Raw genomic sequence first — 11,572 nt, forward strand, 5'->3', positions numbered from 1 at the left:
GAAAGCGCGTACTCCTCATGAGCATCAAGAAGACTTCCCTGTACGGCGGAGCCACCGCCGCCGCCCTCGCCCTGACCCTCACGGCCTGCGGCGGGGGCTCCAACGCGGGCGGCGCCACCGGTGGGGCGCACGACAAGAACGCCACAATCAACATCGGTTCGCTCTACGAGCCGCAGAATCTGGACAACACCGCAGGCGGTGGCCAGGGCGTCACCGAGGCACTCAACGGCAATGTGTACGAAGGGCTGTTCAAGCTCACCGACGACGGCAAGGTCGAGAATCTGCTCGCCCAGGACTACAAGGTCAGCGGCGACGGACTCACGTACACCTTCACCCTGCGCGACGGTGTGACGTTCCACAGTGGCAAGAAGCTCACCGGCCAGGATGTCAAGTACAGCCTGGAGAAGGTGATAGCCAAGGACTCGCAGTCCGCGCGCAAGAGCAATCTCGAGGTCATCAAGTCCATCGAGACACCGGACGCGCGCACGGTGAAGGTCCAGCTGTCGAAGAAGTCGATCTCCTTCGTCTACAACCTCTCCTACGTGTGGATCATCAATTCCGACGCGAAGGGCCTCAAGACGACCGAGGACGGCACCGGTCCGTACACACTGGACAAGTGGACCCGCGGCTCCGCTCTCAGCCTCGACCGCTTCGCCGGCTACTGGGGTGACGCGGCCGGCAACAAGCAGGTCGTCTTCCACTACTACAAGGACGCCACGGCGCTGAACAACGCGCTGCTGACCAACGCAGTGGATGTCGTCACGAGCGAGCAGTCGCCCGACGCCCTCGACCAGTTCAAGAGCAACCAGAACTACAAGGTCAACGACGGCAACTCGACGACCAAGCTGCTGCTCGCCTTCAACGACAAGGCCAAGCCCTTCACGGACGTCAAGGTCCGCCAGGCCGTCTCCGCCGCCATCGACGACAAGAAGCTGCTGGAGTCGGTCTGGGGCGGCTACGGCAAGCCCATCGGCTCCATGGTGCCGCCCACCGACCCGTGGTACGAGGATCTCACCGAGGTCAACGCGTACGACACCGCGCGCGCCAAGAAGCTGCTTGCCGAGGCCGGATACGAGAACGGCTTCAGTTTCACCCTCGACACCCCGAACTACGACCCGCACCCGACCGCCGCGACCTTCATCAAGTCGCAGCTCGCCAAGGTCGGCATCACCGTCAAGATCAACACGATCACGCCGGACGAGTGGTACACGAAGGTCTACAAGAACCACGACTTCACGGCCACGCTCCAGGAACACGTCAATGACCGCGACCTGGTCTGGTACGGCAACCCCGACTTCTACTGGGGTTACGACAACAAGCAGGTCACCCAGTGGGTCGAGGAGGCCGAGCAGGCGTCCAGCACCTCCGAGCAGACCGAGCTCCTGAAGAAGGTGAACCGCAAGACCGCCGAGGACGCGGCCGGCGACTGGCTGTACCTGTACCCGCAGATCGTCGTGGCCAACAGCAAGCTGTCCGGCTACCCGGTCAATGGCCTCAACTCCCAGTTCTTCGCCTACGACATCAAGAAGGGCTGATGGGCCGGTATCTCCTGCGCCGTCTCGGCTTCCTGCTGGTGTCGCTGGCGCTCGCGAGCGTGGTCCTGTTCGCGCTGCTGCGGATGCTGCCGGGCGACCCCGCCAACGCACTCACCTCAGTGGGCGCCAGCCCCGAGCAGATTGCGGCGGCGCGGCACTCCATCGGCTCCGACAAGCCGCTGCCCGAGCAGTTCATCCACTGGATCGGGCAGTTGGCGAGCGGTGACCTCGGTACGTCGTTCGTCAGCTCGCTGCCGGTCGGGCCCGAGATCGCCTCTCGGCTGAACGTCACCATCCCGCTCACAGTGGCCGCGTTCGTCCTGGCGGTGCTCATCGCCGTTCCAATCGGCTTCGTGGCCGCGCATCGGCGCCGGACCTGGTACGGCGCGCTGCTCAACGGAGTGTCCCAACTGGGCATCGCCGTCCCCGTGTTCTGGCTCGGCATGATCCTCATAGCCGTCTTCGCCCTGAACGCCGGCTGGCTTCCCGCGGGCGGCTTCCCGCAGGACGGCTGGTCACAGCCGGTCGAGGCGATCCGCTCACTGGCCCTGCCCGTCATCACCATCGCACTCGTGATGAGCGCCTCACTGATCCGCTACGTCAGGTCGGCCGCACTCGACGTACTGAGCAGCGACTACCTGCGCACCGCGCGAGCCATGGGCTCGTCGTTCGGACAGGCCATGTGGCGGCACGGGCTGCGCAACGCCTCCGTACCGGTGATCTCGATCCTCGGTATCGAGCTGGCGTCCACGCTGCTGGGCGCAGTGGTCGTGGAGTCCGTCTATGCGCTACCGGGCCTCGGCTCCCTGCTCGCGACCGGCATCGCGCAGCACGACTATCCGGTGATCCAGGGCGTGCTGTTCGTCTCCACACTCACGGTACTGATCATCGGCTTCGCGGCCGACTTCGCACAGCGGGTCATCGATCCGCGGCTGCGCGGCAGGCTCTCGGGAGGTGCCCGATGAAGCAGTCGACGAAGCGCTCGTACACGTTGACCGTCGGATGCGTCCTGGCCGGCCTGATCGCCGTGCTTGCGCTGGTCTCGCTCTTCTGGCTCCCGTACGCCGCCGACGACACGTCCGGCGGACGGCTCACAGGCCCCGGTGCGGGCCACCTCCTCGGCACCGACAAGCTCGGCCGCGATCTGTTCACCCAGCTGATGACCGGCTCCCGCATCGCCTTCGAAGCGGGCCTGGGATCGGTCCTCATCGCGGCCGCCCTCGGTGGCACGCTGGGTGTGCTGGCCGCGTTCGCGCAGGGCTGGCTCGACGACACGCTCTCCGCGTTCCTCGACATCCTGATCGCCTTCCCGACGCTGCTGCTGGCCATGCTCATCGTCGCCGCCCGCTCGGCCACACTGGGGTCCGCCGTGCTGGCGATCGGCCTCGCGCAGAGCGCGGTCGTGGCACGGCTGGTGCGGATCCTGGTCAAGCGGGTCCTGGCACAGGACTACATCACGGCCGCGCGCACCTCGGGCACGTCGTGGCCGCGGATCGTGGCCGGGCACGTACTGCCCAACATCTGGCCGACGCTCGTGGTGAACCTGGCCCTCCAGTTCGGGCTCGCGGTGCTGGCCGAGGCCGGCCTGTCCTACCTGGGTCTGGGAGCACCGCCGCCCAACGCCTCGTGGGGCCGCATGCTCCAGGAGGCGCAGGCCACCTTCACCACGGCCCCGGCAGGCGCCCTGGCTCCCGGCATCCTTCTCGTCCTGCTCGTCATCGGCGTGAACCTCATCGCCGACGGACTGCGCGACACCCTCGACCCTGCGGCCCGGCGGAGGCGCGCGTGAACATCCTCGACGTACGCGACCTCACGATCCGTACGACCGACGGGCGCGTCCTCGTCGACCGCCTCTCGCTGACCATGGCCCCCGGCGAACGCCTGGGCCTCATCGGAGAGTCGGGCTCCGGGAAGTCGCTGACCACCCTCGCCGTGCTCGGCCTGCTGCCCGACGGCATGACGGCCACCGGCAGCGCCGAGCTCGACGGCACCCAGATCGTGGGCGCGAGCGAGAAACAGCTCACGGGTGTGCGCGGCCAGGACGCCGCCATCGTCTTCCAGGAGCCACTCACCGCGCTCGACCCGCTGATGCGCGTCGGCAGGCAGATCGCCGAACCGCTGAGCAGAAGGCGAGGGCTGAAGGGCGCCGAGCTGAAGCGGGCTGTCGTAGCAGCGCTGGAGCAAGTACGGCTGCCCGAGCCCGACCGCATCGCCCGCGCCTTTCCGCACGAGATCTCCGGCGGACAGCGCCAGCGCGTCGCACTCGCCATGGCACTGGCCTGCGACCCGAAGCTGCTCATCGCGGACGAGCCGACAACCGCCCTCGACGTCACCGTGCAGTCCGACATGCTCGACCTGCTCGACACCCTTGTACGGGAGCGGGACATGGCTGTCCTCTTCGTCAGCCACGACCTCGCGGTCGTCGCGAGGGTCACCGATCGCGTTCTGGTCATGAAGGACGGCCGCGCCGTCGAGGAGGGCGACGTCCGCGAGATCGTGCGCACCCCGCGTGAGGAGTACACCAAGGCGCTGGTGGCAAGCGCGCGGCAGCTGGAATCAGCTCTGGACCTGAGGAGCGCGCGATGACGCCCGTACTGGAGCTGAACGGAGCCTCCTTCAGCTACCGAGGACACGCCGCGCCCGTCGTCGAGGACATCTCCCTCACCGTGGAGACCGGGCAGAGCCTCGCTCTCGTCGGCGAATCGGGCGCGGGCAAGACGACTCTGCTGCGGCTGCTGCTCGGGCTCGCCCGGGCAACCACCGGCACCGTCCGGTTCGACGGCGAGGAGCTGAAACCGCGCAACAGCGAGCAGATGCGGCGTTTCAGGCGCAGTGTGCAGTGCGTCTTCCAGGACCCGTACTCGTCGCTGGACCCGCGTCAGCGCATCGGCAGCATCGTGTCCGAACCACTGCGCTCCCTCGGCATTGACAGCCGGAGCACGGCCGGGCCCAAGGTGGCCGACGCCCTGGAGCGGGTCGGACTCCCGGCCGATGCCGCTGAGCGCTATCCGCACGAGTTCTCCGGCGGCCAGCGCCAGCGCATCGCGATCGCCCGCGCGACCGTGTGCGACCCGCGAGTGCTGCTCGCCGACGAGCCCGTCAGTGCACTCGACGTCACCACTCGCGTCAAGGTCGTCGACCTGCTCAACGAGTTGAAGCAGGAACAGGGCCTGACTCTCGTCATGGTCTCCCACGACTTGTCGGTGGTCGCCTCGCTGTGCGAACGCACCGCCGTCCTGGAGAGCGGCCACATCGTCGAACAGGGCGAGACCGCACAGGTGCTGGGCGCTCCCGCGCACCCGTACACGCGTCGCCTCGTCGAAAGCGTGCCGCGACTGCCCGCTTGACCGGTGGATGCGTGCCTCCGGCGACTCGATCACTTCCATGTCCGGGACCGTATCGAGCAGGCGGCGGTCGGCGGTCGGCGAGCTCGCAACGGGCCGGGCGGAACCCACGCAGTCGACGGAAGTCGTCTGCCATGAACGGTCGCACGGGAAATGCGGTGCGACACGAAGGCCTCCGTACGGTGCGTTCCTGGAAAACTCCACCGCATCGGAGGCTTTCGCCATGTTCAGGGCCCATCGGTGTCAACGACGCCCGTGATCAATACACCCAGGTCACGCCGCGACTGCTACCCGGTCCCAGACCCAGTACAGACTGACGATCACGATGGGCGCGGTCATCGCGGGCAGGGCCCAGCGGTGCGCGGGAGTCCGGCGAAGGAGGGCCAGCAGCGGGAACACTGCGGCGATGATGCCCAACTGCACCGTCTCGATGCCGACGTTGAAGCTCAGCAGCGACAGCAGCAGCTCCCAGGACCAGCTCTCGTCGATGCCGAGCGCGCCCGCGAAGCCCAGACCGTGGACGAGGCCGAACAGGAAGACGGCCGGCAGCCGCCAGCGTCCGGTCCCCTCCCGGTCGCGCAGGACGACGCCCGCGAGTGCCACGACGGCGATGGAGGCCGCGATGACCGGCTCCACGACCGATCCCGGCACGTTCACCACACCGGTGGCCGCCAGCAGGAACGTGACGCTGTGCGCGGCCGTGAAGGCGGTCGCCGTGAGGACGATGTCGCGCAGGCCGCGGGCGCCGATGAGCAGCGACAGCAGGAAGAGGATGTGGTCCAGGCCGAACAGCAGGTGTTCGGTGCCGAGCAGGAAGAACTCCACGATCTGGTGCGACTCGTGGTGCCCGCCGGTCTCCAGGGCCGGTTCGGCGGCCGTCAGTACCTGGGAGCCCCGCTGCCCGTCGACGTCGTAGTGGACAATCGTCTCCGTGCTGTGGACGAAGCTCTCCGAGTCGGGGAACAGGGCGCTGGAGACGGTGTACGTGCCGTCGGCGCCGCCCGCGCAGTCGTAGGCCAGGGTGAGGACGGCGAACGGCCGGGTGCCGCGGGTGCGGACGTCCGCGTCGCCGACGCGGCGGGGTGCGCAGGAGGTGCCGTCGCGGGTGACGGCGAAGCGTCCGGTGACGTATTCCGTCACCGCTTCGGCATGGGTGTCGAGCTGGTGCAGCTGCTCCGTGCGGTCCTTCGCCTCATATGCCTCGGCGTACAGCCAGGCCGACTTCATGAGCAGGTCGTATTCGAGGTCGAGGGTCGCCTCGGCATGGGCTCCGGTGCCCTCCACCTCGACGTACGCGGTCGAGGTCGCGTCGTGCGCGGCGGCGGGGGCCGGGTGGGCAAGGCCGACGGCGAGCACGGCCACCAGGGCCGCGACGGTGGTGAGGAGCGCTGCGGGCAGCCGGCGCGGCCGGAGCCGGGCCGGCCAGGAGGAGGGCAGGGGTGCCGGCAGGAGCAAGGGGGCGGGACACATGGAGGTCTCGGTTCTCGTTGTCGAGGGCCGGGCAGTGGTGGGCCCGCCGTCCCGGACCGCTCGGGTCCGGGACGGCGGGCGTGGGTGCCGGACAGGTGCTACCGGCGGGTCAACCGGTCACCGCCGGTCGGCGGACGACGTGAACCACGGGTAGGCGGGCACGTCCGGTCCCCAGGTTCCGGGCCGGCCGTGGGCGTCCTTGGTCACGAAGGCGCTCGGCGCGGAGGCGCTCACGCCGCCGCCGGTGGAGCGCGCCGTGACGAACCACGCGTGGGTCGTGCCGGGCTTGAGTCCCTTCCAGGTCACCGAGGCGACCTCACCGGAGCCGGCCTTGGTCTTCCCGATGACGCTCACGGGGTTGTAGAGCGCCAGCGAGTCGGTCTTGAAGGTCGTCTTGCGGGTGCTGAGGTCGATCGGGAGGACCATGTTGTCCTCGGTGCCGTCGTAACGGTGGTTCGTGTCGTACTCGGTGGCGCCGAACTCGTCGAGCAGCGGGGAGTAGGTGTCCACGGTCAGCTCGGACCGGTCGACGTCAAACTGGAGCATGCGGAAGAAGCTCGCGCCGAACTGCAGCTGGTCGTCGGGCTGGTAGTCGCCGATCTCGGTGAGCCCGAGCCGGTCCGCGGACACCGTGTAGAACTGGTAGTCCGCGAGCAGCTCGACGACGTCGTGACCGACCTCGCCGACCCTCGGCTTCACGTTGGTGCCGACGCCGTGCTCATGACCTGCGAGGATCAGGAACACGTTGGGGTTGTCCTGGACCACCGTCTTGTACAGCATCGAGCCGTCCGGCGCGGAGAACTTGGCGCCGCGTCCGTCGGGGTTGCTGCTCGGGGCGAGGTAGTCGTGCGAGAGCAGGATGCCGTTGCGGTCGGGGTAGCGTTTGAAGACGGAGTCGGCCCATTCGGCTTCCTCGCGCGTCACCCCGTAGGACAGGCCGACCACCACGAAGTCGAGGCCGCCGGCGGAGAACAGGTCGTAGTGGTTCTGGTTGTCGCCCTGGCGCCAGGGGCCTCCGTACTCGGCGTGCTCCCAGCCCTTCGAGAGCGCCTGGTAGCGCTCGGGCCCGTAGTACTGGTTGTAGATCGCGTCCGGACCGTTCTCGGTGCCGGACTGGTTGTCGTGGTTGCCCGCGATCACACCGTTCGGCACACCCGCGTCGTCCAGGATCTTCTGCTGCTTCGAGGACAACTCCAGCTCGCCGGTGACCTGGCGCCGGGTGGCTTCGTCGGCGGGCTTGCGGATGTTGTTCTCGATGATGTCGCCGGTGTGGGCGACGTACGCGATCTTGCGCTTGTCCTTGTTGTCCGCGATCCAGCGCGAGACGTCTCCGTACGCCTTCTCCCAGACCGCGCGCTCCTCGGGCGTCTCCTGCTCCACCGCGCCCTCGGAGAGGTACTGCGTGTCGGTGTAGTGGACGATCGAGAAGTCGTACGAGTCGGGGTCGGCGAACCCGTTCGGGTCACCGGCGTCGATGTCGTCGGCGAACGGGTCCTCGCCGGTCACCAAGACGTGGGCCTGCTGCCGGTCGACGTACTTCCGGTCGACGACGGCGGTCAGGACGGTGTCGCCGTCGGCGGCGCCGCGGGCGCTGGTCAGGACATCCCACTGCTTCGTCCCGGTGTTCCACACGCGCAGCGCGGCGAGCCGCTCGGGGTCGATGACGCCCTCCCAGCGCAGCACCGGCGCGTCGACATGGCCCTTCACCCGGACGTCGAACCGCTGGTACGTGACGTCCTCGGCGGCCGGCGCGTCGAGCGTCCTGCCGTCGGCGGGTGCGAGGCCGTCGGCCTTCACCTTCTTCTCGCCCTTGACCTTGAGCGTCGTGGGAACGGACGTGGCCGTTCCCACGTACACCTGGTCGGGGGTGAGGATCTCGGCCTCGGAGAAGGTGGCGCTCACCTTGCCGCCGTCGGGCTCGGCCACCTTCGCCGACAGTTCGACATTGCTGCCCGCGTCGGTCGTGCCGGACTTCGGAGTGAGGTCGGCGGGGGTGTCCGGGATGCCGGCGGAGGTGAACTTCACCTCGCGGGTGCCGCTGTTGCCGACGCCGTCGGTGCCGGACACCGACAGCGTGTGCTCGCCGGCGGACAGGTCGGGGCCCACAAAGGCGCCGAGCTGGATCGGTTTGCCGTCGAGCTTCACGTCCGGGCCGTCCACCACGCCGGAGAGGTCCCCCAGCCGGACGTCGAGGACGACCGACGCGGTGATCCTCTGGCCGGTGGCGGGGGTGCTGGCGGAGACCTGGGGCGCCGAGTTGTCGGTGACCAGGACGCGGGTCGCGGTCCTGCCGGTTTTCGAGGTCGCGGCCAGGGTGTGCTTTCCGTCGTCGATCTTCGTGGTGTCGAGATCGGCACGGAGGCCCTGGGCCGGACCCTCGACGAAGAACTCGAGGTCGATCTCGGTCAGCGGATTGACGTTGTCGCCGCAGTTGCCGTCGCCGAAGCTGTACGAACCCTTGACCATCCGGCCGGTGGCGGTGCCGTTCGCCGGAGTGAGGGTGATGTCGGAGACGGCGAAGTCGTCGCGGTTGTCACCGCACGAGGTCGGAAACGTACCGGCGACGAAGTCGACCGTGTTCCAGCCGGGGACCAGCCACTCGTTCGGGAACGTCAGGCCGACGTGCTGACTGACGAAGTCGCTGTCGAGCACGTGCTTCTGACCGTTCACCAGGACGTGGTTCCGGTACCGGGCCTCGATCGAGTTGCTGCCCACGGTGAAGCCGAGGGTCGCGTTGCCGGATCCGAGAGTGTCGGAGACTCGCACGGCCGGGGCGTCGATCGTGTAGTGCAGTTCCACTTCGCGCAGGCGGGCGTCGCTGTTGCCGCAGGTGCCGTCGCCCAGGGCGTACGAATCCGCGATGTCCTGGCCCGTGACGGTCGCGCCGTCGAGAGCGAGGGCGAGCCGCGCGATATCGAAGTCGTCGCGGTTGTTGCCGCAGCTCTCCTTGTACGGACTGGTGACGACGGTGATGGTGTTGTCACCGGGCACCAGGTGGCGCGCCGGGATCGCTATGTCGACCCGCTGACTCACCCAGGTGCCGCCCAGGTCGATGCGCTTGCCGTTGACGAGCAGGTAGTTGTCGTTCCGGTCGTCGATCGAGTTCGACCCGACGTCGAAGGAGAAGGTCGCCGCGCCGTTGCCGAGGTGCGGATCGGTGACGGGCGTGTCACCGTCCACGGTCAGCGACTCGACGTCGCCCTCGGCGCCCGCCGGGAAGTTCGCGAACACCGGCTGCCGGCCCTTCACCAGCGTGCCGTCCTTGGGCAGCAGCCGGGGGGCGCCCGCCGGGGCGTTGTTCACCGTCACGGTGTTCTTGACGGTCTTGCCCGAGACGGTCCTCGCGGTGAGGGCGTGCTCGCCGTTGGCGAACTTCGTGGTGTCCAGGTCGACTTGGAGGCCGGTGGTGCCCTGCGGGTCGCCCAGTACGAAGAAGCTGAGCGTGGCCTTCGTCAGCAGCGAGGTGTTGGAACCGCAACTGCCGTCGCCGAAGGAGTACGTGTACTCGTTCTCCTCGCCGTCCGCGACCTCGCCGAGCAGGTCCAGGCTGATGTCGGACAGCACGAAGTCGTCGTAATTGGTGCCGCACGAGCTGTCGACTGTGCCGGCCAGGATCTCGATCTTGTTCTCGCCCTTGACCAGGTGCTGGTTCGGGATCTCGATCGTGCCCCGCTCGTTGACGAGGTCGCCGATGTCGGCCCGGTACTCGCCGTTGACCAGCACGTGGTTGTGGTAGCGGGCCTCCGTCGAGTTCGACCCGACGTCGAAGCTGAGCCGGGACACCCCGACCGTCCGCTCGGCGTCGATCGCCTGCCCGTCGACCGCGAGCCCCGTCACGGAGTCACCGGCCAGCGTCGGCGTGGCCGCGGCCTTCTCCGTGCCCTCCAGATACGCCCCGTCGCCAGGGGTGAGGACCGGCAGACTCGTGCCGGCCACCGACCCGCTCTGCCCTGCTGTGCGCTGCTTCGAACCGGTATCGGCGTATGCCGTCGTCAGGTTGCCGCTCACGAGGAGCAGCGCGGTGAGAGCCACCCCCGCGAGTCGTCGTCCGCCCGATCTGCCACCCGGCCGTGTTCGCCGCTCTGCTGGCCGCATCAGCAGCCGTCCTTCCTGATCGTTGCAAGGTAAAGGGCACGCCGTGAAGATGTGCGGCATGCCCATGGCGAATCCTGGGTAGCGCAGGTGAACGGAGTTGAATCACCTGTGAACCATCAGCGGAAGGATCCCCGTCCACGGCCACGGCCGGAACAGCCGCACTGCAGCCGGGACGACTTCGGCCCGCTGAATCTCCAGCCCCGCCCCGGGCGGCTCACCGCGTGCGCAATCGATGTCCGGGGTCCGCGGAGACGTCCCGCGCGGGAGTGATGCCATCGACAGACTGCGGCAGGAGACGGACCGTGACGCCTTCATCGCCGCGCCCGGTGACATCACCACCGACGACGGCGCCCGGCAGGCCACCGAGGCGGCTCCGGACGTCGCCATCCTTGTCAACAATCTGGGCATCTTCGGAGCGGCCCCTGCCCTGGAGATCAGCGACGAGGCGTGGCGCCAGTACTTCGACGTGAATGCCCTGTCCGCCGTCAGGTTGATCCGCACCTGCCTCCCGGCCATGAAGGACCGCTCCTGGGGGCGAATCCTGAACATCGCAAGCGATTCGGCGGTGGTCACCCCGGTGGAGATGGTCCACTACGGCGTGTCGAAAACCGCTCCGCTCGCCGTCACGCGGGGCTTCGCCAAGGACGCCGCCGGCACCGGAGTCACCGTCAACTCGATTATCGCCGGGCCGACTCACACCGGCGGCGTCGAGGATTTCGTGTACGAACTCGTCGACCCCCGTCTTCCATGGCCGTATATCTCAGCTCGGTCCTCGCATCCGCCACGACCGGCGGCGCCGTGCGCGCGGACGGTGGATACGTCGACTCCATGCTCCTCTGACAGGTCACGAACGCCAGGAGACCCACAGCAACCATGTCCTTGACGTCGGTGCGTCGACGTACGTCGAATCGCCGCGGCGTCGCCGAGCGGGTGGCGGTGGCCCGAGCGCCGTCCTTGCGATGCCTGGCAGTTGACGGCCGGAGGAACCGGGGGTTGCTGCATCGAGCCCCGCCGGGCGGTCTGCCACACCAGTCGCCGAAGGACCGGCATGGGCAGCGGTGCTGCTGCCTGTGCCGGTCCTGGCTTGCGGTGCGGGTGCTGAGTCTGTGGCTCAGTAGGCGGAGTTGA

The 11,572-nt window shown here is 68.3% G+C and carries 7 protein-coding genes and 1 pseudogene; 6 read left to right on the forward strand and 2 right to left on the reverse strand.

The annotated features are described in order from the left end of the window. Positions 1–17 precede the first annotated feature (17 nt). From ACZ7IB_RS28005 to ACZ7IB_RS28025, 5 genes are read left to right on the forward strand one after another with little or no spacing between them, the layout of a single operon-like run. Entirely contained in the window at positions 18–1,535 is a 1,518-nt protein-coding gene (locus tag ACZ7IB_RS28005; RefSeq protein ID WP_470916577.1) for an ABC transporter substrate-binding protein, read from the forward strand. Further along, on the forward strand, positions 1,535–2,500 hold the full coding sequence (locus ACZ7IB_RS28010) for an ABC transporter permease (RefSeq protein WP_470916578.1): 966 nt from the start codon (positions 1,535–1,537) through the stop codon (positions 2,498–2,500). Before ACZ7IB_RS28005 ends, ACZ7IB_RS28010 begins: the two co-directional genes overlap by 1 nt. After that, entirely contained in the window at positions 2,497–3,324 is an 828-nt protein-coding gene (locus tag ACZ7IB_RS28015; protein WP_266355508.1) for an ABC transporter permease, read from the forward strand. Before ACZ7IB_RS28010 ends, ACZ7IB_RS28015 begins: the two co-directional genes overlap by 4 nt. Then, positions 3,321–4,121, forward strand: coding sequence for an ATP-binding cassette domain-containing protein (locus ACZ7IB_RS28020; protein ID WP_470916579.1), 801 nt, complete (start codon positions 3,321–3,323; stop codon positions 4,119–4,121). Before ACZ7IB_RS28015 ends, ACZ7IB_RS28020 begins: the two co-directional genes overlap by 4 nt. Then, a complete protein-coding gene (locus ACZ7IB_RS28025) occupies positions 4,118–4,882 on the forward strand; it encodes an ABC transporter ATP-binding protein (protein ID WP_470916580.1) in 765 nt (254 codons plus the stop codon). Before ACZ7IB_RS28020 ends, ACZ7IB_RS28025 begins: the two co-directional genes overlap by 4 nt. 270 nt (positions 4,883–5,152) lie before the next feature. Here ACZ7IB_RS28025 and ACZ7IB_RS28030 read toward each other — a convergent pair whose 3' ends face one another. Beyond that, positions 5,153–6,349, reverse strand: a complete 1,197-nt coding sequence (locus ACZ7IB_RS28030; protein WP_470916581.1) for a HupE/UreJ family protein — start codon at positions 6,347–6,349, stop codon at positions 5,153–5,155. A 117-nt stretch (positions 6,350–6,466) separates the two neighbouring features. Next, complete coding sequence (locus ACZ7IB_RS28035; RefSeq protein WP_470916582.1) at positions 6,467–10,381, reverse strand: metallophosphoesterase; 3,915 nt, start codon at positions 10,379–10,381, stop codon at positions 6,467–6,469. A gap of 253 nt (positions 10,382–10,634) precedes the next feature. On the opposite strand from ACZ7IB_RS28035, the pseudogene ACZ7IB_RS28040 reads away from it, so the two are divergent. Beyond that, a pseudogene (locus tag ACZ7IB_RS28040) lies at positions 10,635–11,284 on the forward strand (SDR family NAD(P)-dependent oxidoreductase). Positions 11,285–11,572: the final 288 nt, after the last annotated feature.

This window comes from Streptomyces sp. NPDC037301, assembly GCF_055602785.1.

What these genes read in the sequence shown, in the direction of transcription:
- ACZ7IB_RS28015 (WP_266355508.1), top strand. Translation starts at nt 2,497, where the DNA reads ATGAAGCAGTCGACGAAGCGCTCGTACACGTTGACCGTCGGATGCGTC.
- ACZ7IB_RS28030 (WP_470916581.1), bottom strand. Translation starts at nt 6,349, where the DNA reads ATGTGTCCCGCCCCCTTGCTCCTGCCGGCACCCCTGCCCTCCTCCTGG.
- ACZ7IB_RS28005 (WP_470916577.1), top strand. Translation starts at nt 18, where the DNA reads ATGAGCATCAAGAAGACTTCCCTGTACGGCGGAGCCACCGCCGCCGCC.
- ACZ7IB_RS28025 (WP_470916580.1), top strand. Translation starts at nt 4,118, where the DNA reads ATGACGCCCGTACTGGAGCTGAACGGAGCCTCCTTCAGCTACCGAGGA.
- ACZ7IB_RS28010 (WP_470916578.1), top strand. Translation starts at nt 1,535, where the DNA reads ATGGGCCGGTATCTCCTGCGCCGTCTCGGCTTCCTGCTGGTGTCGCTG.